15 protein-coding genes are annotated in these 21,242 nt (G+C 73.8%); 9 read left to right on the forward strand and 6 right to left on the reverse strand.

Annotation, left to right across the window (positions count from 1 at the left end; all coding sequences use genetic code 11):
* Positions 1–56 precede the first annotated feature (56 nt).
* From fxsA to fxsT, 4 genes are all read left to right on the forward strand, one after another.
* On the forward strand, positions 57–257 hold the full coding sequence (gene fxsA, locus B4U46_RS37515; protein WP_159036729.1) for an FxSxx-COOH cyclophane-containing RiPP peptide: 201 nt from the start codon (positions 57–59) through the stop codon (positions 255–257).
* Between the two features lie 146 nt (positions 258–403).
* On the forward strand, positions 404–1,702 hold the full coding sequence (locus B4U46_RS23955; protein ID WP_079431953.1) for an FxsB family cyclophane-forming radical SAM/SPASM peptide maturase: 1,299 nt from the start codon (positions 404–406) through the stop codon (positions 1,700–1,702).
* Between the two features lie 140 nt (positions 1,703–1,842).
* Positions 1,843–3,057, forward strand: coding sequence for an aKG-HExxH-type peptide beta-hydroxylase (locus tag B4U46_RS23960; RefSeq protein ID WP_237293103.1), 1,215 nt, complete (start codon positions 1,843–1,845; stop codon positions 3,055–3,057).
* A gap of 135 nt (positions 3,058–3,192) precedes the next feature.
* Positions 3,193–6,204, forward strand: a complete 3,012-nt coding sequence (gene fxsT / locus B4U46_RS23965) for an FxSxx-COOH system tetratricopeptide repeat protein (RefSeq protein ID WP_079429741.1) — start codon at positions 3,193–3,195, stop codon at positions 6,202–6,204.
* A gap of 118 nt (positions 6,205–6,322) precedes the next feature.
* On the opposite strand, the gene B4U46_RS23970 is transcribed toward fxsT, so the two are convergent.
* The 4 genes from B4U46_RS23970 to B4U46_RS23985 form a co-directional block, all read right to left on the reverse strand.
* Complete coding sequence (locus B4U46_RS23970; protein ID WP_079429742.1) at positions 6,323–10,207, reverse strand: multifunctional oxoglutarate decarboxylase/oxoglutarate dehydrogenase thiamine pyrophosphate-binding subunit/dihydrolipoyllysine-residue succinyltransferase subunit; 3,885 nt, start codon at positions 10,205–10,207, stop codon at positions 6,323–6,325.
* A 258-nt stretch (positions 10,208–10,465) separates the two neighbouring features.
* Positions 10,466–11,557 carry a HAMP domain-containing sensor histidine kinase gene (locus B4U46_RS23975; protein ID WP_079429743.1) on the reverse strand — a complete coding sequence of 364 codons (1,092 nt, stop codon included), beginning with the start codon at positions 11,555–11,557 and terminating at the stop codon, positions 10,466–10,468.
* Between the two features lie 29 nt (positions 11,558–11,586).
* The gene (locus B4U46_RS23980; RefSeq protein WP_079429744.1) at positions 11,587–12,327 is read right to left on the reverse strand and encodes a response regulator transcription factor; all 741 of its coding nucleotides are present in this window, start codon (positions 12,325–12,327) and stop codon (positions 11,587–11,589) included.
* A 123-nt stretch (positions 12,328–12,450) separates the two neighbouring features.
* Positions 12,451–13,041, reverse strand: a complete 591-nt coding sequence (locus B4U46_RS23985) for a hypothetical protein (RefSeq protein WP_123995309.1) — start codon at positions 13,039–13,041, stop codon at positions 12,451–12,453.
* An 89-nt stretch (positions 13,042–13,130) separates the two neighbouring features.
* Between B4U46_RS23985 and B4U46_RS23990 the strand changes: the two genes are divergently transcribed.
* The 3 genes from B4U46_RS23990 to B4U46_RS24000 all read left to right on the forward strand — a co-directional run bounded on the left by B4U46_RS23990 (position 13,131) and on the right by B4U46_RS24000 (position 16,789).
* Positions 13,131–14,510 carry a hypothetical protein gene (locus tag B4U46_RS23990; RefSeq protein WP_167747606.1) on the forward strand — a complete coding sequence of 460 codons (1,380 nt, stop codon included), beginning with the start codon at positions 13,131–13,133 and terminating at the stop codon, positions 14,508–14,510.
* A 473-nt stretch (positions 14,511–14,983) separates the two neighbouring features.
* A complete protein-coding gene (locus tag B4U46_RS23995; RefSeq protein WP_079429747.1) occupies positions 14,984–15,847 on the forward strand; it encodes a sulfurtransferase in 864 nt (287 codons plus the stop codon).
* 186 nt (positions 15,848–16,033) lie between these two features.
* Positions 16,034–16,789 carry a DUF4097 family beta strand repeat-containing protein gene (locus tag B4U46_RS24000; RefSeq protein ID WP_079429748.1) on the forward strand — a complete coding sequence of 252 codons (756 nt, stop codon included), beginning with the start codon at positions 16,034–16,036 and terminating at the stop codon, positions 16,787–16,789.
* Between the two features lie 104 nt (positions 16,790–16,893).
* Here the strand turns inward: B4U46_RS24000 and B4U46_RS24005 are convergent, their stop codons facing one another.
* A complete protein-coding gene (locus B4U46_RS24005; RefSeq protein ID WP_079429749.1) occupies positions 16,894–17,292 on the reverse strand; it encodes a RidA family protein in 399 nt (132 codons plus the stop codon).
* Between the two features lie 125 nt (positions 17,293–17,417).
* Here B4U46_RS24005 and lon point away from each other — a divergent pair, with 125 nt between their 5' ends.
* Positions 17,418–19,814 carry an endopeptidase La gene (gene lon, locus B4U46_RS24010; RefSeq protein ID WP_079429750.1) on the forward strand — a complete coding sequence of 799 codons (2,397 nt, stop codon included), beginning with the start codon at positions 17,418–17,420 and terminating at the stop codon, positions 19,812–19,814.
* Positions 19,815–19,971: 157 nt separating this feature from the next.
* On the forward strand, positions 19,972–20,412 hold the full coding sequence (locus tag B4U46_RS24015) for a MarR family winged helix-turn-helix transcriptional regulator (protein ID WP_100862876.1): 441 nt from the start codon (positions 19,972–19,974) through the stop codon (positions 20,410–20,412).
* A gap of 25 nt (positions 20,413–20,437) precedes the next feature.
* On the opposite strand, the gene B4U46_RS24020 is transcribed toward B4U46_RS24015, so the two are convergent.
* Positions 20,438–21,211: a protein phosphatase 2C domain-containing protein gene (locus B4U46_RS24020; protein WP_079429751.1), complete on the reverse strand. Its 774-nt coding sequence runs from the start codon at positions 21,209–21,211 to the stop codon at positions 20,438–20,440.
* Between the last annotated feature and the right edge of the window lie 31 nt (positions 21,212–21,242).

Raw genomic sequence — 21,242 nt, forward strand, 5'->3', positions numbered from 1 at the left:
CACACTCCACATTCCACACTCCACATTCCACGGTGCGACAGGGGGACGGGAAGCGCATGGTGACCGGACGTCAGGAAGTGGCCGCGCCCCCCGAACCCCGCCCCTGCGCCGGGCAGCTCCCCGACCTCTCCGGGCTCGACCTGACCGCCCTGCGCGGCATCGCCCACCCCGTGCTCGCCGAGGTCATCGAGGGGCTCGTGGAACGGGTGACCCACCCGGCCGAGATCCTCAACGCCTTCGACTCCGGCGTCGCCTGACCCCTGGCCCCCCGCCCGCCCCACGCGGGTCGGTACCGCCCGGAGTTGACCACTTTCCGCCGTTAGCCGGACCTCCGCGGAGGGCAGGGATGGACCGTCCCGGGGGCCGGATCCCCCAGCGGTGGCCGGGGGAGGAGGTGCGGGCGATGAACCGAGCGATCACGGGCGGCCCTCCGTCGCCGCACCCGCCGCCGGATCCTCCGCCCGGCCCCCACGACCCCGTCGGCGCCCACGCCCGGCACGCCCCCTGGCCCTACGCCCGGCTCGACGTCCCCGCTCTGCGCGCGGCCGGCCACCACCCGTACCCCGTGCGGCAGTTCGTGCTCAAGACCCACAGCCGCTGCAACCTCGCCTGCACCTACTGCTACGTCTACGAGATGGCGGACCAGAGCTGGCGCACCCGCCCCGCCGCCATGGCCCCCGCCACCGCCCTGCGCGCCGCCGAACGCATCGCCGAGCACGCCGCCGCCCACGACCTGCCGCGCGTGGACCTCGTCCTGCACGGCGGCGAACCCCTCCTCGCGGCCCCCGCCGAACTGGCCGCCCCCGTCGAGGCGGTCCGCGCGGCCCTGGCCCGGAGCTCGCCCCGCACCCGGGTCACCGCGAGCGTGCAGACCAACGCGACCCTGCTCACCCGGGGCCGGATCGCCGCCCTGGCCGGCGCCGGGATCCGGATCGGCGTCAGCCTCGACGGCGGGCTCCCCGCCCACAACGCCCGCCGCGTGGACCATGCCGGACGGCCCGGCTTCGGCGCCGCCGCCCGCGGCCTGCGCCTGCTGGCCCGGCACCCGGCCGGCTACGCCGGGGTGCTGTGCGTGGCCGACATCGGGCAGGACCCGGTGGAGACGTACGAGTCCCTGCTCGCGTTCGCCCCGCCCGCCATCGGCCTGCTGCTGCCCCTGGCCAACTGGAGCACCCCGCCGCCCGGCCGCACCGGGCGGGACGGCGGCACCCCGTACGCGGACTGGCTGATCGCCGTCTTCGAACGCTGGTGGCACGACGGGGCGCGGCGCACCCGGATCCGGATCTTCGAGGAGGTCATCGCGCTGCTGCTGGGCCTTCCCGCCGCCACCGAGAGCCTCGGGCTGGCACCCGCCACCACCGCCGTGGTGGAGACCGACGGCAGCATCGAGCAGGCCGACTCCCTGAAGTCCGCCTACGAAGGGGCCGCGGCGACCGGCATGACCCTGGACACCCACAGCTTCGACGACCTCCTCGACCACCCCGGCTTCGCCGCCCGCCAGCTCGGCCGCGAGGCCCTGGCCGACGGCTGCCGCTCCTGCGAGCTGGTGGAGGTCTGCGGCGGCGGCCACTACCCCCACCGCTACCGCGAGGGGGAAGGGTTCCGGCAGCCGTCCGTGTACTGCGCGGACCTCCAGAGCCTGATCCGCCACATCGCCCGAGCGGTCCACACGGCCACCACGACCCAACGGGCCGCCTCATGACCCACCCCGCACCCCCCGACCCGCCCCGGCCCGCCGAATCCCCAGGCCCCACCCACCCCACCCCGCCGCCCTCCGTCCCCTCCACAGCCCCCGGCCCCCCGCCCGGCGACGCCGCTGCCCCCGGCCTCGTCCGGTTCCGCGTGAGTTCCCACGCCCTCCGGTCCCTCGCCACCACCGAGCCCACCCCCGAAGGGCTGCGGCTCGTCGGGGACATCCGGCGCTCCAAGCGGCTGCTCCTGCTGCGGGCCGTCCTCGACGCCGCTCCCGGGCCCGAGGCCGGGGAGTGGTGGGGGCTGCTGGAGGAGGCCGAGCGGCAGGAGCCCGGCGCCGTGCGCGACGTCCTGCACTACCCCTCCACCGGGGTCTGGGCCGAGGAGACCCTGCGCCGGCTGCACGCCCCGCAGGGCCCCGCCCCCGACCTCGGGCACCTCGGAGCCCTCGCCGTCGCCGCCGCGCTGCGCGCCGGGATCGGCTTCAAGACCACCCTGCGCCCCTCCCACGGCCGCCTCGCCCTGCCCACCCTCGGCCTGCTGCTCCCCGAGCGGCCCGGCCCCCTCGCCCTCAGCGAACGCTCCTGGGACACCTGCGACGTCCTGCCCCTGCACGCCCTCCCCGGCGGCCGCGCCTCCCTCGACGACCTCGACCCCTACCGGGCCCCCGCCACCGGCCACCCCGCCCCCGTCCGCCCCGCCCGGAGGCTCACCCCCAAGGGGCACAAGCGCTGGGACACCCAGTGGGCCGCCGCGCTCACCCTCCTCGAACGCTACGACTCCGCCCGCGCCGACGAGGCGGGCCGCCTCCTGCGCTGCGTCGTCCCGCTCGGCGGCGGCTCCCGCTCCAGCGGCGCCACCCTCCCCGCCGCAGCGGGCGCCGTCCTCGCCCGCGGCCAGTCCCCGCCCGCCCTCGCCGCGACCCTCGTCCACGAGGTGCAGCACGGCAAACTCGCCGCCCTCACCGACGTCCTCACCCTCCACACCGCCGACCGCACCCCCCGCCACTGGGCCCCCTGGCGCGCCGACCCGCGCCCCCTGGAGGGGCTGCTGCACGGCACGTACGCCCACCTGGCCCTGGCCGGCTACTGGCAGCGTGCCGCCCTCTACGGGGCCCGCGGCGCCTGGGCCCGGCACGCCCGGATCCGCGCCCAGGTGGCGGCCGTCCTGCCCGTCCTGCGCGACCACCCCCGACTGACCCTCGCCGGCCGGGAGTTCGTCGACGCCATGACCGGGGCCGAACGGGCCATGGACGAACTCCCCCCGCCCGGCGACCGGCACGCCACCGCCCGCCGCGCCCTCGAACGCGAACGCCGCGCCTGGTGCGCGGCACACCCCGAACTCGCCGCGTTCGCAGGGGCCTGACGGGCCGCCCGCTGCGGTACCTTTCAAGCCCGCCCCCTCGCACCTGGTCCTGCCGCCACGGCACCCCCGGCCGCGGCAGCGCCCCCGCACCGCCCGCACCCGTCCACCGCCCGGACACCCCAGGGAGACGGCCGCATGACCGGTACCGGTACGCGCCAAGACCGCGACGGAGCCGCCCAGCCCCAGCGCTTCGTCATCAGCTTCGCCGGCTTCAACCGGCCCTGGGCGGCGTGGATCGCCCACCGCCTGGAGGAGCACGGCCACCGCGTCGCCCTCCAGCGCTGGGACCCGCAGACCGGCCCCGGCATCACCGAGGCCCTCGACGACCTCGCCCGCGCGGGCGGCAAGGTCCTCGTCGTCCTCAGCGAACGCTACTTCTCCGCCGGCACCCACGCCGACATCCAGGACGAGGAGTGGAACACCGCCCTGCGCACGGTCACCGCCGCCCACCCCGACCGGTTCGCCGCCGTCTGCCTCACCGACGCCCCGCTCCCCAGCGCGGTCGCCATCCTGGAGAAGACCGACCTGTGGGGCCTGGACGCCTACGAGGCCGAGTACCGCGTCCTGCGCCGCCTGGACCTGCCCACCGACCGGATCGGCACCGAGAGCGGCCGCCGCGGCCCCCGCTTCCCCAACGACCCGCCCGAGATCTGGGGCCGCGTCCCGCGCCGCAACCCCCGCTTCACCGGCCGCAACGACGTCATCGGCCGGCTCCGCGACGCCCTCACCGAAGCCCCGCCCGGCGCCTCCACCGTCACCCTCCTGGGGCTGTCCGGCGTCGGCAAGACCCAGGTCGCCACCGAGTACGCCTACCGGTTCGCCTCCGAGTACGACGTCGTCTGGTGGGTCCCCGCCGAGGACCGCCCCACCCTGCGCGAACGCCTCGCCGACCTCGCCCCCGAACTCGGCCTGCCGCGCGGCGCCGGCAGCTACGGCGAGCAGATCCGGGCCGTACTGGAGGCCCTGCGGCGCGGCTCCCCGTACCACCGCTGGCTGATGGTCTTCGACGGCTGCGACAACCCCGACGACCTCACCGACCTGCTGCCCTCCGGCGCCGGCGACGTCATCATCACCTCCCGCAACCGCGAATGGGCCGCCCGCCACACCAGCCTCGTCGAGGTCCCCCTCTACGCCCGCCCCGAGTCCGTCACCTTCATCCGCCGCCGGGCCCACCGCCTGACCGGCGAGGAGGCCGACCAGCTCGCCGAGGCCCTGGAGGACTACCCCCTCGCCCTCGACCAGACCGCCGGCTGGCTCGCCGACTCCCCCCTCGGCGTCGGCGAATACCTCGGCCTCCTCCAGCGCCGGCTCGACTCCCACGAGGCCGTCACCCTCTCCGACGACTACCCGCTGCCCTTCCCGACCGCCCTGGCGATACTCCTCAACAACGTCCGGGAGAACTTCCCCGACGCCCTCGCCCTGCTACGGCTGTTCGTTTTCTTCGCCCCCGGCCGGGTCCCGCTGCGGCTGCTGCGCGAATTCCCCGCCGAGGACGTCCCCGAAGACCTCGCGGGCATCGTCAACGACCAGATCCGCTGGAACGCCGCCCTCAACAAACTCGTCCAGTTCTCCGTCGTCCGCCTGGAGTACTCCGACCTGTCCGTCGAAGAGGGCGGCGGCCTGGAGACCGTCCAGCTGCACCGCATGGTCCACAACATCGTCCGCGAGAACCTGGCCGAGGACGAGGCCGACCAGCTCTCCCGCGCCGTCCGCCAGGTCCTCGCCGCAGCCGACCCCGGCCGCCCCACCGACTCCAGGCTCTGGCCCCGCTACGCCGAACTCATCCCCCACCTGGAACCCGCCGGCGTGCTGACCAGCAGCAACCCCCGCATCCAGAACTTCCTCCTGCACTGCCTGCGCTTCCTGATCCTCGCCGGCGAATACCGCACCTGCCTGCGCCTGTCCGAGCAGACCGACCACGTCTGGCGGGCCATGCTCGGCGACGACCACGACCAGGTGCGCGAACTCAGCTACCACTACGGCGGCGCCCTGCGCATGCTCGGCCACTTCCGCCAGGCCGAGGCCCTGGCCCGCCAGGTCGCCGACCGGCTCACCGCCGAACGCGGCGACCGTGACCTGGAGACCCTCCGCGCCACCAGCACCTACGCCGGCGTCCTGCTCAGCACCGCCAAGTTCGACCAGGCCCGCGCCCTGCTCGAACACGCCTTCAACAGCTACCGCGAACTTCTTGGCGAGGACGACACCACCACCCTCAACGCCCAGAACAACGTCGCCGTCGCCCTGCGCCTCCTCGGCCGCTACCAGGAGGCCTACGACACCGACCTCGACACCCTGCGCCGCCGTGAACGCGTCCTGCGCGTCCGGCACATCGCCACCCTCTCCTCCGGCATCGGCTGCGCCATGGGCCTGCGCCTGATGGGCCGCTACCGCGAAGCCCTCGCCCGCCAGGAACAGGGCCTCAAACTGCACCTCCAGGTCCTCGGCGCCAACCACCCGCAGACCCTGCGCGCCGAACACAACCTCGGCCAGTGCCTGCGCCGCACCGGCGACATCCCCGGTGCCGGCGCCCGCCTGCGCAGCGTCCTGGAACGCTCCACCCGGGTCTTCGGCGCCGAGTTCCCCTGGACCCTGATGGTCGCCTCCGACTACGCCACCTACCTGCGCGAGTACGGGGACATCGAAGAGGCCCGCCGGATCTCCGAGGAGGTCGTCCGCGGCTACCAGTCACAGCTGGGCCTCGCCCACCCGTACAGCATCGGCACGGTCGGCAACCTCGGCCTGGTCCTGCGCGCCCAGGGCGAACGCACCGAGGCCCTGAACCTGGCCGAACAGGCCCTCGTCGGCATGCGCGGAGCCCTCGGCGAGCGCCACCCCTGGACGCTGGGCTGCGCCCTCAACGCCACCGGCCACCGCAACATCACCGGCCGCCTGGACTCCGCCCTGGAACTCAGCCGCGAGACCCTCCGCGCCACCCAGCAGGTCCTCGGCCCGGACCACCCGATGGCCCTCAGCGCCCAGATCGCCCTGGCCGCCGACCTCCGCTCGGTACGGGAGGACACGGAGGCCGCCAAACACGAGGACGCCGGCCTCAAGGCCCTCACCCGCACCCTGGGCCCCCAACACGTCCACACGGTCTCGGCCCGCCAGCAGACCCGCCCGTACTGGGACTTCGAACCGCAGCCATGACCGGCCCCACCGGCGCGGCGCGGCGTGGCCGGACGTGCCGGATGCCGGACGTGCCGGAAGGCCCGGCCCCCCACGTGGGGGACCGGGCCTTCCTTCTCCGTGCGGGCCGCGTCGGCGACTACGCCTCGAAGACCTCGTTCATCAGCAGCTGCTGCTCCGCCTGGTGGCGCTTCGCGGAGCCCACCGCCGGGGACGAGCCGTGCGGACGCGAGATGCGCCGCAGGCGCTCGCCCGCCGGGATGTCCGCGCCGACCGCCAGGTCGAGGTGGTCGATCAGGTTCAGCGCGATGAACGGCCACGCACCCTGGTTCGCCGGCTCCTCCTGCGCCCAGATGTACTTCGCCGCGTTCGGGAACTTGGCGATCTCCGCCTGGAGCTCCGCGCCCGGCAGCGGGTACAGACGCTCGATGCGGATGATCGCCGTGTCGGTGATCCCGCGCTTCTCCCGCTCGGCCTCCAGGTCGTAGTAGACCTTGCCCGCGCAGAAGACGACCTTGCGCACGGCGTTCGGGTCGACCGTGGTGTCCCCGATGACCGGGCGGAACGAACCGCTCGTGAACTCCTCCGCCTTCGACGCCGCGGCCTTCAGACGCAGCATCGACTTCGGGGTGAAGACGATGAGCGGCTTGTGGTGCGGGTTGTGGACCTGCCAGCGCAGCAGGTGGAAGTAGTTCGACGGCAGGGTCGGCATCGCGACCGTCATGTTGTCCTGCGCGCACATCTGGAGGAAGCGCTCCGGGCGGGCGGACGAGTGGTCCGGGCCCTGGCCCTCGTAGCCGTGCGGCAGCAGCAGCGTGACGCCGGAGGTCTGGCCCCACTTCTGCTCGGCCGAGGAGATGAACTCGTCGACGACGGTCTGCGCGCCGTTGACGAAGTCACCGAACTGGGCCTCCCACAGCACCAGCGCGTCCGGGCGGGCCAGCGAGTAGCCGTACTCGAAGCCCATGGCCGCGTACTCGGAGAGCAGCGAGTCGTAGACGTTGTAGCGGGCCTGGTCGTCCGACAGGTACTGCAGCGGCGTGTAGTCCTTGCCGGTCTCCCGGTCGATGAGGACCGCGTGACGCTGGCCGAAGGTGCCGCGGCGGGAGTCCTGGCCGGACAGGCGGACCGGGGTGCCCTCCATCAGCAGCGAACCGAAGGCCAGGGTCTCGCCCATGCCCCAGTCGATGGTGCCGTCGTCGATCATCGCCGCGCGGCGCTGCAGCTGCGGCAGCAGACGCGGGTGGACCGTGTGGCCCTCGGGGATGTTGACCTGGGACTCGGCGATCCGCTTGACGACGTCCTGCGAGATCGCGGTGTTCACCGAGACCGGGAACTCCTGCGCGGTCTGCGCCGGCGTGACGGGGGCGCCCGCGGGCTGCGCGGCGGCCTCGCGGACCTCCGCGAAGACCTTCTCCAGCTGGCCCTGGAAGTCCTGGAGCGCCTGCTCGGCCTCTTCCAGCGTGATGTCGCCGCGACCGATGAGGGACTCGGTGTACAGCTTGCGCACCGAGCGCTTCTTGTCGATCAGGTCGTACATCAGCGGCTGCGTGAACGCCGGGTTGTCCGACTCGTTGTGACCGCGGCGGCGGTAGCAGATGAGGTCGATCACGACGTCCTTGTTGAACGCCTGACGGAACTCGAAGGCCAGGCGCGCCACGCGGACCACGGCCTCCGGGTCGTCGCCGTTCACGTGGAAGATCGGCGCCTCGATCATGCGGGCCACGTCGGTCGCGTACATCGACGAACGCGAGGACTCCGGGGCGGCGGTGAAGCCGACCTGGTTGTTGATCACGACGTGGACGGTGCCGCCGGTGCGGTAGCCGCGCAGCTGCGACATGTTCAGCGTCTCGGCGACCACGCCCTGGCCGGCGAACGCGGCGTCGCCGTGCAGGGCGACGGGCAGGACGGTGAAGTCCGTGCCGGCCTTGCCGATGACGTCCTGCTTGGCGCGGGCGACGCCCTCCAGGACCGGGTCCACGGCCTCCAGGTGGGAGGGGTTGGCGACGAGCGAGACCTTGATCTGCTCCCCGTCCAGGCCCGTGAAGGTGCCCTCGGCGCCCAGGTGGTACTTGACGTCGCCGGAGCCGTGCATGGACTTCGGGTCGAGGTTGCCCTCGAACTCGCGGAAGATCTGCGCGTACGACTTGCCGACGATGTTCGCGAGCACGTTCAGGCGGCCGCGGTGGGCCATGCCGATGACGACCTCGTCGAGGCGGGCCTCGGCGGCCGAGTCGATGACGGCGTCGAGCAGCGGGATGACGGACTCGCCGCCCTCCAGGGAGAAGCGCTTCTGGCCGACGTACTTGGTCTGCAGGAAGGTCTCGAAGGCCTCCGCCGCGTTCAGGCGGCGCAGGATCCGCAGCTGCTCCTCGCGCTCCGGCTTGGAGTGCGCGCGCTCGATGCGGTCCTGGATCCAGCGGCGCTGCTTCGGGTCCTGGATGTGCATGAACTCGACGCCGGTGGTGCGGCAGTAGGAGTCGCGCAGCACGCCGAGGATGTCGCGCAGCTTCATCATCGACTTGCCGGCGAAGCCGCCGACCGCGAACTCCCGCTCCAGGTCCCACAGGGTGAGGCCGTGCTCGGTGATGTCGAGGTCGGGGTGCTTGCGCTGCTTGTACTCCAGCGGGTCGGTGTCGGCCATGACGTGGCCGCGGACCCGGTAGGAGTGGATCAGCTCGAAGACGCGGGCGGCCTTCGTGACGTCGTCGTCGTGCGAGGCGTCGATGTCGCGCATCCAGCGGACCGGCTCGTACGGGATCCGCAGCGACTCGAAGACGCTGTCGTAGAAGCCGTCCTCGCCGAGGAGGAGGTTCGCGACGATGCGCAGGAACTCGCCGGAGGCCGCGCCCTGGATGACCCGGTGGTCGTAGGTCGAGGTCAGGGTCATGACCTTGGAGATGCCCAGCTTGTTCAGGGTGTCCTGCGAGGTGCCCTGGAACTCGGCGGGGTAGTCCATGGAGCCGACGCCCATGATGACCGACTGTCCGGGCATCAGGCGGGGCACGGAGTGCACGGTGCCCAGGCCGCCGGGGTTGGTCAGCGAGACGGTGACGCCGGTGAAGTCGTCCATCGTCAGCTTGCCGACGCGGGCGCGGCGGACGATGTCCTCGTAGGCCTGCCAGAACTCGAAGAAGTTCAGGGTCTCGGCCTTCTTGATGCCGGCGACGACGAGCTGGCGGTCGCCGTTCGGCTTGACCAGGTCGATCGCGAGGCCGAAGTTCACGTGCTCCGGCTTGACCAGGGTCGGCTTGCCGTCCTTCTCCTGGAAGGAGTAGTTCATCGACGGCATGGCCTTGATGGCCTGCACCATCGCGTAGCCGATCAGGTGGGTGAAGGAGATCTTCCCACCGCGGGCCCGCTTGAGGTGGTTGTTGATGACGATGCGGTTGTCGAACAGCAGCTTCACCGGGACGGCGCGGACGGACGTGGCCGTCGGGACGTCGAGGGAGGCGTTCATGTTCTTGGCCACGGCGGCCGCGGGGCCGCGGAGCGTCACCAGCTCGGGGCCCTGCGGGGCCTCGGTGGCGGGCGCGGCCTTCTGAGCCGGAGTGGTGGCGGCCGGAGCCTGAGGGGCAGGCGCGGCCGGTGCGGCGGCCGGGGCCTGAGGGGTGACAGTCACAGCAGGGGCACCAGAGGGGGTGGCAGGAGCAGGGGACGGAGCTGACACGGGTGTGGTCGCGGCGGGGACAGACACGGCGGGCGCCGCCCCCGTGGCGGCGTCGGCGGCCTGCGGGATCCCGACCGGGGCGGTGGCGGCCTGTGCGGAGGCGCCATCCGTCGTCGCGGTCTTCTCGGGACCGGGACCAGGACCGTCCGACTTCACCGGAGCGGCAGCGCCCCCCGGCTTGTAGTCGGCGAAGAAGTCCCACCAGGCCCGGTCGACCGAGTTCGGGTCCTGGAGGTACTGCTGATAGATCTCGTCGACGAGCCACTCATTCGCGCCGAAGCCTGAGGCGGGGTTCTTCCCGCCCTCTGCTGCGTCGGTCGTGGTGCTCGGGTTACTAGGGGACTGTGGCGACACGGCGGCAACCGCCCTCTTCCGCTTCACAAGGTATGGACAGCGGGAATAAAGGCTACGCCTCCCCAGCGGTGCAATGCAGGCCGGGCGGGACTTCCGTCGCGCAGGTCACACCGAACGGCGGGTTTCGCCACGTGGAATGGCGGGAAACAAGCGTGGTTCGGGTAGGGGGCAGCCAGGTTGCGACCCCCATGGCCTCGCACCCCTGCCGACCCCGGGCACATGTGGCCGAGATCATGTCCTTCCCACTCGAACCCTACGTCAAGACAGCACCGCCGAGCTGCCCGGAAGGGTGACAAGGATTCGGCAACCACGTGACGATTCGGCCACGCGGATCTCCCCTCCGTGCAGGCCGACGGCCCAGCGGGCGATCGCCAGCCCCAGCCCCGTGCCCCCGTCGCCGCCCCCCGCGGCCCCCCGGTTGAACCGCTCGAAGACCCGGTGCCGCTCCGCCTCCGGAATGCCCGGCCCCTCGTCCACGACCTCCAGCGCCAGGCTCCCGGGCATGTCGCCCGAACGGGCCCGCACCGTCACCCGGCCGTGCGCCGGACTGTGCTTCACCGCGTTGTCGATCAGGTTGGCCACCACCTGGTGCAGCCGCTCCGCGTCCGCGTACGCGGTCAGCTCCGGAGGATGCACGTCCAGATGAAGGTGCACGTCGTTACGGGTGTGCCCGCCCGAACCGGAAGCCAGCCCCGGCCGCCCCGCGGCCGCCAGCCCCGACTCCTTCAGCACCCCCGACAGGTACGGCCACACCTCGAACCGGCGCGCCTTCAGCGGCACCACCCCGTTGTCCACCCGGGACAGGTCCAGCAGCGTCTCCACCAGCCGGCCGAGCCGCTCCGCCTGCTTCAGCATCGTCCGCATGGTCTCCGGATCGGCCTCCGAGACCCCGTCCACCACGTTCTCCAGCACCGCCCGCAGCGCCGCGATCGGAGTGCGCAGCTCGTGCGAGACGTTCGCGACCAGCTCTCGACGGTGCCTGTCCTCGGCCTCCAGATCACCGGCCATCCGGTTGATCGTCGACGCCAGATCGCCCAGCTCGTCCCGCCGCCCCGCCCCGCTCACCCGGCGCGTGTAGTCCCCGTGCGAGATCGCCCGGGCCACCGTCGTCATCTCGTCCAGCGGCGCCGTCAGGCCGTGCGCCACGAACTGCGTGATCAGCATCGAGGCGATCACCGAGAAGACCGTGATGAAGCGCACCTCCGTGTCCGTGCGCAGCGCCACCATCAGCAGACCGGTGGTGATGAACACCGAGACCACGACGAGCGTGCCCAGCTTCGTCTTGATCGAGAACGGCGAGAACGGCCGCAGCCCCCCGCTGCGGGCACCGGCACCACCGGAGCGGCCCACGCCGTGCCCCCTGCCGGGGCGCCCGCCGCTCACGCCTGCGCCGGGGTCTCCAGGGCGTACCCGACGCCGTGGACCGTACGGATCCGCTCCGCGCCGATCTTCCGGCGCAGGGCCTTGATGTGGCTGTCGACCGTACGGGTGCCCGAGGCGTCCGCCCAGTCCCACACCTCCGCCAGCAGCTGCTCCCGCGACAGCACCGCCCGCGGGGTCCCCGCCAGGCACACCAGCAGGTCGAACTCGGTCGGGGTCAGGTGCACGTCCTCCGCCTGCACCCGCACCCGGCGCTGCGCGTGGTCGATCTCCAGGTCCCCCAGCCGCAGGGTCGCCCCCCGCGGGGCCGTCGCCGCCTGCGTGGCCCGCTCCACCCGGCGCAGCAGCACGTGCACCCGCGCTGCCAGCTCACGCATCGAGAACGGCTTCGTCATGTAGTCGTCCGCCCCGACCCCCAGACCGACCAGCATGTCGGTCTCGTCGTCCCGGGCCGTCAGCATCAGCACCGGCACGGGCCGCTGCGCCTGCACCCGCCGGCACACCTCCAGCCCGTCGAAGCCGGGCAGCATGACGTCCAGCACCAGCAGCTCGGGCAGCCAGCTCTCGGCGGCCGCGACGGCGGCCGGCCCGTCGTAGGCGGTCTGCACCTGGAAGCCCTCGGCCCGCAGCCGGGCCGAGATGGCGTCGGCGATGGTGCGGTCGTCCTCGACCACCAGCACGCGCCGCTGGGCACCTGGAGTGGCCGCGGCGCCGTTGTGGGTGGTGTGCGTCTGTTCCATGTCCCGCCCCTGATGATCCGCGTGATGGCTGGGGTGCAGCGTAGAGGAGGCACAGGCCTGCGGCCATGGAGGGTTCGGACAGGACCCGACAGCATCCGGAATCAGAGATTCATCCCGGATTCCTCAGGCGGCGTCGAATCCGGGAAGGGCCGACAGCACCCGGGACAGGGCCGCCGGCAGCGCCGTCTGGTCGGCCGCCACCTCGAAGCCGCCGTGCACGAAGGAGTACGTGAACCCGTCGTACACCGGCGGATCGGCGGTCGCGGTGCGCGGCAGGTGCGCGAAGTCGGCCTCGCGCAGCGCGGTGCGCAGATCCTCCAGCCCGGCCGGGGTGAGCCGGCCCTTCCGCAGGTCCTTGTCCTGCTCGCCGAGGAGGGTCCAGGAGCCGTCGCCGTTGACGAGGAGCGTCCTGGTCCGGCCGGCGAAACCGCCGCTGCGGGTGACGCGCAGAAGGCGCTCGGTGGACGGGTCCGCCGTCGGCGGAGGGGTGGGGCGGGGCGTGGCGGGGGCGGTCGCCGTGGGCTGCGGGCCGGCGGTGGTGGCGGGCGCCGTCGGGACGGGCGCGGTCGCGGGGGCGCTCGTGGCCGCCGTCGCCGCCGCGGTGGCCCCCGCCGGCTCCGGACCGCCCGCGGAGCCGCCGTGGTCGCACCCCGCCAGGGACACCGCGGCGAGCAGCACCGCCGCCGCGGCCCCGGCCGCTCGCATCGCTCGCACTCCGACCTCCTGCGGGACACCGGTACCGCATCCGAGTATGGAGGCCCCGACCCCCGACCGAAAGCACCCCGGAGGACGTCATCCACCGCTTGGCCGCCTGGCGCTGGTTCCCGCCGCTGCTCGCCGTCCTCCTCCTCGGCCTGTGGGGCCTGGAGCGGGGACCGGGCGGGGGCAGCATGTGGCGCGACGAATCCACGACCTGGCAGGTCGCGCACCGGCCGGCCGGGGAGCTGTGGGGGCTGCTCGGACAGGTCGACGCGGTGCACGGGCTGTACTACGCGGTGATGCACACGGTGTTCGCCGTGTGGGGGGAAGGGGGCGGGGCGGGCGGCGCGGGCCTGTGGGCGCTGCGGCTGCCGTCCGTGGCGGGGACGGCCCTCGCCGCCGGCGGGGTCGCCGCCGTGGCGTACCGGCTGGCGGGGGAGCGGGCCGCGCTGTGCGCGGGGGCGGTGTACGTCCTGCTTCCGCCCGTGCAGATGTACGGGCAGGAGGGGCGCTCGTACGCCCTGGTCGCGGCGGCCGTGGCCTGGGCGACGTACCTGATGGTGCGGCGGCGGTGGGCCGCCTACGCGGTCGTGCTGGTGGTGGGCTGCTGGCTGCACGAGTTCGCGGCCCTGGCCCTGCTCGCCCACGCGTTCGCCGCCTGGCGGGAGAGGGTCTGGCGGTGGGCGGCCGGGGCGGTCGCCGCCGGGCTGCTGCCCCTGGCGGTGGTGAGCGCGGGGCAGGCGGAGCGGCAGCTGGGCTGGCTGGGCCGGCCCCGGTGGCAGGACTGGGTGGCGTACGGGGTGCTGGCGGCGGCCGTGGCCCTCCTGGCCCGGGGAGGCCGGCGCGAAGTGCTCCGGGTCGCGGTACCCCTGGCCCTGCTGCCGCCCGGGCTGCTGATGGCGGTCTCACTGGTCCACCCCTGGTACGTCGACCGGTACGTCCTCTACGCCCTGGGCGGCCTCGCCCTCCTGGTCGGCGCCCGCGCGGCGGAGGGGGGACGGGCGGGGGTGCGGGGCTGGCTGCCGTGGGCGGTCGCGGGCGTGCTGCTCGTCCCGGTGGCGGCGTGGTCGGCGTGGCTGCGCACCCCGGAGAGCCGCCGGGACGACGTCCTCGCGGTGGCGGCGGCGGTGCGGGAACGGGCCAGGCCGGGGGACGCCGTGCTGTTCATGCCGTCCCGCAGGCGGGAGTGGCTGCTGTCCACCCCCGGGCCGTACGGGGCGCTGCGCGACGTGGCCCTGGCCGCCTCCCCGGCGGCCTCGCACACCCTCCACGGCACGGAACTCCCCCCGGACCGGGTCCGGGGGGCATTGCTGTCGTCCCCGAGGGTGATAGCCCTGATGGACCCGGCGGACCAGCCGCTGGACCCGTACCCCACGGAGGCGGAGAAACGCACCACCCTGACGACCGCCTTCGACCGCTGCTCGGTGACGGAGGTCAAGGGCGCGAGGGTGGCGGTGTACGCCCGCCGGGGCGGATGCGGGTGAGGGGGCGCGCCATCGCCCCCTCGAGGGGCCGGGGGCGGGTCGGCGCCTGCCCACCCACCTCGCGGCGGTGCCTGACCGGGCCGGAACAGGACAGCGGCCCGGCACCCAGGAGGGTCGGGGTTCCAGCTGGGCGGTCTCAGGGACGGGTTGGGGGTTTCCCGGCAGTCTTCGTTTTTCCGTGGCGGGACGGCCTGTCAAGGGTCGCCGCAGGCGATCGCGAAGCGACGCGACGAAGGAGCGCCCTTGACAGGGCGGCCCGACGCGGAAGGACGATGAGACTGACGGGAAAGCCCCAACCCCTCTCTGAGACCGCCGAGTGTGGTCCCGGCCATCCCACCCCCGCCCGGCCTTCCGTTGCCGCTTGGTTAGTTCACCCCGAGCCGTCGGCCTCGCCAGCCAACTCTCCCCGGCCAGCGTGCGGTGGGTTGAGGATGGGCGGGAGATCGTTTCCGACCCCGCCCCGGAGGCTCCGCATGCCCGCATCCGCATCCGCATCCGCATTCGCATCCCCGCCCGAGATACCCGCCCCGCTGGTCGGTACAGGCTGGCTTGCCGCGCACCTCGGGCGGGTCGTGGTGTTCGACGCCTCCGTCGGGGCGCATCGGGGTGGCTCCGGGAGGATTCCGGGCGCCCGGCCCTTCGACCTGGACGGTCATCTGTCCGACCATGACGCCCCCGCGCCCCACACCATGCCCACGGCGGCGGCGTTCGAGGAGGCGCTGCGGGGGCTCGGGGTCGGGGACGGGGATGCCGTGGTGGTGTACGACGCCGCCGGGGTCTACTCCAGTGCCCGGGCCTGGTGGATGCTGCGGGCCATGGGCTTCGACCGGGCCGCCGTGCTCGACGGAGGGCTGCCCGCCTGGATCGCCGCCAGGCTGCCCGTCGAGGCCGGGCCGGCCGTGTACGACGGCCCGCGCGGCTCCTTCACCGCGCGTCCGCGCCCGGGGCTGCTCGTGGACGCCGACACCGTGGCCGGGGCCCTCGCCGACCCGGGTGCCGTCGTGCTCGATGCCCGGACCCGGGAGCGTTTCGCCGGCAGTGCCCCCGAGCCGCGGCCCGGGCTGCGTGGTGGCCATATGCCGGGCGCGCTGAACCTGCCGTTCGGTGAACTCCAGGGGCCGGGCGGTCTGATGCGCCCGGCCGGGGAACTCCGGGCGGCCTTCGAGGCGTTGGCCGGGGAGCGGGAGCGGCTCTACTTCAGCTGCGGGTCCGGCGTGACGGCGTGCGTGCTCGCGCTGGGCGCGACCCTGGCCGGGTACGGGGAGACCGCGGTGTACGACGGTTCGTGGAGCGAGTGGGGCGTGCCCTCGGACCGGCCGGTGGCGACCGGGGCCTGAGGCGACGGAGAGAAGGGAGAGAAGGAAGAGGAGGAGGAGAAGGAAGAGGAGGAAGAGGCGGGAAGGGAGGGCCGGAGGGTCGGAGGGCCCGAGGGCCGGAGAAGTGGGGGGGTGGAGTTAACCCCACCCCCGGTTCGGATGTCTGCACCCGCGCGCTTGCGGCGTCGGCTCGGCAGACTCGTCCCCATGGCACCTGCACTTCACACCACGTCAACCCGCCTCGTCGTCACGGCCCTCGGGGCCGTCCTCCTGCTGTCCGGCTGCGGCCTGTCAGAGGTGGGCCGCCCGGTGAAGACCCTCGACGCCGACGCGACCGTCTCCGAGCCGGTCACGGCGGTGGAGCTGACGGGCATCCGTAGCGGCGACGTCGAGGTCACCGCCGGCTCCGGCCCCGGGGTCACCGTCCGGCGGGTCGTCCACTACCGGGGCGGCACGGCGCCCACGGCCGGGCAGCGGGTCTCGGGCGGGGTGCTGAAGTTCCAGGACGACTGCGAGGACGACTGCTGGATCGACTACCGCCTGGAGGTGCCCGCAGCAGCCGGGGTGCGGGTCGAGAGCAGCAGCGGGGACATCACCGTGCAGGGGGTCGCGCGGGCCGATCTGACCTCCTCGTCCGGGGACATCCGGGCCGAGCGGATCGCGGGCCCGGTGAAGGTCCGTACGGCCTCCGGGCGGATCACCGCCACCGGTCTGGAAGGGGCCGAGGCGGATCTGCGTGCGGCGTCCGGGGACGTGCAGGCCGGCTTCGTGAAGGCTCCGGCCTCGGTGTCCGTCACCACCAGCTCGGGCGACGTCGGCGTGACGGCCCCGCAGGGCCCGTACAGGCTGTCGGTCGACACGGCCTCCGGGAGCCGGGACGTCCGCCTGAGCAGCAGCCCGGACGCCGCGTCGCGGATGACGGTCCGTACCGCCTCCGGGGACATCCGCCTCTCGGCGTCCTAGCCCCCCGCGTCCTAGCCCGCGTCCTAGCCCCCCGCGTCCTAGCCCCCGGCGGCCCGGCCTCCGGCGCCCCGGCCCCCGGCGTCCCCCGCCCCGGCCCCGCCTCCCTAGTCCTCGTCGAGGATCGCGTCGAGTTCCACCTCGACCAGCCAGGCGGGGTCGATGAAGCGGGACACCTCCACGAAGGTGGCCGCCGGGCGGATGCCGGCGAAGCGCTCGCCGTGGGCCCGCGCGGCCTCTTCCCAGCGGGTGATGTCGGTCAGCATGATCCGCGTCCGGACGGTGTGCTCCAGCGAGGCGCCCGCCTCCTCCAGGGCCCGCTGGGCGATGTCGAGGCACCGCACCGTCTGGGCGTGGACGTCGCCCGGGCCGACGGTGGAGCCGTCGTCCCCGATGGGCGCCGTGCCCGCGACGGCCACGTGCCGCCCTACGCGCACCGCGCGCGAGAAGCCGATCCGGGGTTCCAGCGGGGAGCCCGAGCTGACGGTTCGTCGTATGTCTGTCATGGCGTCATGGTGCTACGGGACGGACCGCGGGGCTGTTCGCCCCCGGCGAACGCCAGTTGGGGAACATTGCTGCGCGCAGAAGCATTGAGTCGGCATAGCTCAACTTCACTGCCGGAGGGAAGATCATGGCTTCGACGTCCGTAACGCTCACCCTGCCCGTGCTGCCGCTCGACGATGAGGTCGTGCTGCCCGGGATGGTCGTCCCGCTGGACCTGTCCGACGCCGAGGTGCGCGCGGCCGTCGAGGCCGCGCAGGCGGCGCGCGGCAGCGGGAAGCCCCGGGTGCTGCTCGTGCCGCGGGTCGACGGGAAGTACGCCGGGATCGGTGTGCTGGGGACGGTCGAACAGGTCGGGCGGCTTTCCGACGGCGATCCCGGGGCGCTGATCCGCGGGCGCGGCCGCGTCCGGATCGGCGCCGGGACCACCGGGCCCGGGGCGGCGCTCTGGGTCGAGGGGGAGACCGTGGAGGAGCAGGTGCCCGACCCGCTGCCCGGGGCGGTCGCCGAGCTCGTCAAGGAGTACAAGGCCCTCGCCACCAGCTGGCTCAAGAAGCGCGGCGCCTGGCAGGTCGTGGACCGGGTGCAGCAGATCGAGGGGGTCTCGGCGCTCGCCGACAACTCCGGGTACTCCCCGTTCCTGACCGTGGCGCAGAAGGTGGAGCTGCTGGAGACCGTCGACCCGGTCGCCCGCCTGCGGCTCGCCGTGAAGGCGCTCAGCGACCACCTCGCCGAGCAGGACGTCGCCGAGTCCATCGCCAAGGACGTCCAGGACGGCGTGGAGAAGCAGCAGCGCGAGTTCCTGCTCCGCCGCCAGCTGGAGGCCGTCCGCAAGGAGCTGCGCGAGCTGGGCGGGGAGAAGGAGGGCGAGGAGTCCGACGACTACCGGGCCCGCGTCGAGGCCGCCGACCTGCCCGAGAAGGTCCGCGAGGCCGCGCTCAAGGAGGTCGACAAGCTGGAGCGCTCCAGCGACCAGAGCCCCGAGGGCTCCTGGATCCGCACCTGGCTGGACACCGTGCTGGAGCTGCCCTGGAACGAGCGCAGCGAGGACCGCTACGACATCCAGGGCGCCCGGGCCGTCCTCGACGCCGAGCACGCCGGGCTCAACGACGTGAAGGACCGCATCACCGAGTACCTGGCCGTGCGCAAGCGGCGCGGGGAGCGGGGCATGGGCGTCATCGGCGGCCGGCGCGGCGGTGCCGTGCTCGCTCTGGTCGGGCCCCCCGGCGTCGGCAAGACCTCGCTCGGGGAGTCCGTGGCGCACGCCATGGGCCGCAAGTTCGTGCGCGTCGCCCTGGGCGGTGTGCGGGACGAGGCCGAGATCCGCGGCCACCGCCGGACGTACGTCGGTGCCCTGCCGGGCCGGATCGTCCGGGCCATCAAGGAGGCCGGCTCCATGAACCCGGTCGTGCTCCTCGACGAGATCGACAAGGTCGGATCCGACTTCCGCGGCGACCCGGCGGCGGCCCTGCTGGAGGTCCTGGACCCGGCGCAGAACCACACCTTCCGCGACCACTACCTGGAGGTGGAGCTCGACCTGAGCGACGTGGTCTTCCTGGCCACGGCGAACGTGCTGGAAGCCATCCCCGAGGCCCTGGCCGACCGGATGGAGCTGGTGCGCCTCGACGGCTACACCGAGGACGAGAAGGTCGTCATCGCCCGCGACCACCTGCTGCCCCGCCAGCTGGAGCGCGCCGGGCTGACCGCCGAGGAAGTGGTCCTGGAAGAGGGGGCCCTGCGCAAGCTCGCGGGGGAGTACACCCGCGAGGCGGGCGTGCGCACCCTGGAGCGGTCCATCGCGCGGCTGCTGCGCAAGGTCGCCTCGCAGCACGAGCTGGGCGAGCGGGAGTTCCCGTTCACCATCGGCGCGGGTGAGCTGCGGGGCCTGATCGGCCGGCCGCACCACGTGCCGGAGTCCGCCCAGGACCCGGCCGAGCGGCGCACGGCCGTCCCGGGCGTGGCCACGGGCCTGGCCGTGACCGGCGCCGGCGGTGACGTGCTCTTCGTCGAGGCCTCCCTGGCCGACCCGGAGACCGGCGCGGCCGGACTGACCCTGACGGGGCAGCTGGGCGACGTGATGAAGGAGTCGGCGCAGATCGCGCTCAGCTTCCTGCGCTCGCACGGCGCCGAGCTGGAGCTCCCGGTCGCCGACCTGAAGGACCGGGGCGTGCACATCCACTTCCCGGCGGGCGCCGTCCCCAAGGACGGTCCGAGCGCGGGCATCACCATGACCACCGCGCTGGCCTCCCTGCTCTCCGGCCGCCAGGTCCGCACGGACGTGGCCATGACCGGTGAGGTTTCGCTGACCGGGCGGGTGCTGCCCATCGGCGGGGTCAAGCAGAAGCTGCTCGCCGCGCACCGGGCCGGGCTGACCACCGTGATCATCCCGAAGCGCAACGAGGCCGACCTGGACGACGTCCCCAGTGAGGTGCTGGAGGGGCTGGAGGTGCACCCGGTGACCGACGTGCGCCAGGTGCTGGAGCTGGCCCTGGCCCCGGCGGTGGTCTCCTTCACCAAGGCCGCCTGACCGGCGCCGCCGCACCTCCGCAGGCCCGGGACCCCCTTCCCCTGGACTCCGTCCGGGGGCCCCCAGGCGGGGTCCCGGGCCTGCGGCGCACCCCCTGGGAAATACTGGACCCGTACCGGGGTGCCAGGTCGCGCCCCACCAGCGATGGGAGCGGCACGTGCACGGCAGTGAAGACCAGGAGTTCCTCGCTCTGGAGCGGGAGCTGTCCGTCTTCCTTCGGCGCGCCCGGGCCTCCTCGGGCGAGATGGCCCGCGCCCTGCACCCGGAGCTGGAGCCCGCCGCATACGGGCTGCTGGTCCGGCTGGAGGCCGCCGGCCGCCAGCGGGCCACCGAGCTGGCCGCCTACTTCGGCGTCGGCAAGGCCACCATGAGCCGCCAGCTGCGCGCCCTGGAACTGCTGGGCCTGGTCGCCCGCGAACCGGACCCCGCCGACGGCCGCGCCTTCCTCGTCGGCCTCACGGACGAGGGCCGGGCCCGGTTCCTGCGCGTGCGAGGGGCCCGGCGCGAGCAGTACATGCGCAAGCTGGCCGACTGGGACCGCGGCGAGGTCGCCGAGCTGGCCCGGCTGCTCAACCAGCTGAACTCCGGCGAGGAGTAGGACCGGGCCCGCCGGGAGCGCGGGCTCAAAGCTCCGCGTACACCGCCGAGGCGTCGTCGTGGCGCTTGTACCGGGCCGGCGGGCGCACCGGGTCGGACTCGATGGCCCGCACCCGCCCGATCAGCCCCCGTGCCCCCTCCTCGCGCAGCACGTCCAGACAGGCCGCCCAGTCGCCCTCCCCGAAGGTGTCCGTCCACCGGCTCGCCCCGTCCGTCAGCGCGGCCAGCGCGCCCACCTCCCGGCGCGGGGTGCGCCCGACGACCGCCCGGGCCGCCACCGAGGGGTCGGCGGCGGCGGTGAAGAAGCCGCCCTCGGCGTTGCGCAGCGCGTCCGTGGCCGCCACCGAGCCGCGCACCCCGTGCGGGATCCGGTCCAGCCGGTCGTCGAGCACCGCCGTGACCCCGCCGCCGGGCGCCCGCAGCAGGAGCACGGAGTCCGAGAGCACCAGGTGCTCCACGCGGGCCTCGTCCCAGCGGACCATCACCACCGTCGCCTGCGGCGTCCGGACGTGAGAAAGGTCACAGGTGCCGCGGTGGGCGTCGGCCGTGTCCCCGATGGCCCGGGCCAGGATCCGGTCGAGCGGCATGTCCCGCCGCGATCCGGACAGTTCGGTCAATCGACCGCCCAGGCGGGTGGCGAACCAGGGCACTCCGTGCGCGCAGCCGTCGTCCCCCCGGGGCGGAGTGACCCCGTCCAGGACGACCACAACACCCCCTCCCGCCGCAGGTGTCGACGCCGACACCCAGTCCTCGTTGGGGCGTTCAGCACTGCCGGGGGCCGAAGCGAGGTCGATGCGCATACGGACATTCTGCCCACCGGAACCCCGGATG

Source organism: Streptomyces katrae (genome assembly GCF_002028425.1).
In the GTDB taxonomy this organism is placed as follows: Bacteria; Actinomycetota; Actinomycetes; order Streptomycetales; family Streptomycetaceae; genus Streptomyces; species Streptomyces katrae_A.

Excerpts from the sequence above, each read along its gene's own strand:
- fxsA (WP_159036729.1), top strand. The coding sequence starts at position 57 with ATGGTGACCGGACGTCAGGAAGTGGCCGCGCCCCCCGAACCCCGCCCC.
- B4U46_RS23955 (WP_079431953.1), top strand. The coding sequence starts at position 404 with ATGAACCGAGCGATCACGGGCGGCCCTCCGTCGCCGCACCCGCCGCCG.
- fxsT (WP_079429741.1), top strand. The coding sequence starts at position 3,193 with ATGACCGGTACCGGTACGCGCCAAGACCGCGACGGAGCCGCCCAGCCC.
- B4U46_RS23980 (WP_079429744.1), bottom strand. The coding sequence starts at position 12,327 with ATGGAACAGACGCACACCACCCACAACGGCGCCGCGGCCACTCCAGGT.
- B4U46_RS23995 (WP_079429747.1), top strand. The coding sequence starts at position 14,984 with ATGCCCGCATCCGCATCCGCATCCGCATTCGCATCCCCGCCCGAGATA.
- B4U46_RS24000 (WP_079429748.1), top strand. The coding sequence starts at position 16,034 with ATGGCACCTGCACTTCACACCACGTCAACCCGCCTCGTCGTCACGGCC.
- B4U46_RS24005 (WP_079429749.1), bottom strand. The coding sequence starts at position 17,292 with ATGACAGACATACGACGAACCGTCAGCTCGGGCTCCCCGCTGGAACCC.
- lon (WP_079429750.1), top strand. The coding sequence starts at position 17,418 with ATGGCTTCGACGTCCGTAACGCTCACCCTGCCCGTGCTGCCGCTCGAC.
- B4U46_RS24020 (WP_079429751.1), bottom strand. The coding sequence starts at position 21,211 with ATGCGCATCGACCTCGCTTCGGCCCCCGGCAGTGCTGAACGCCCCAAC.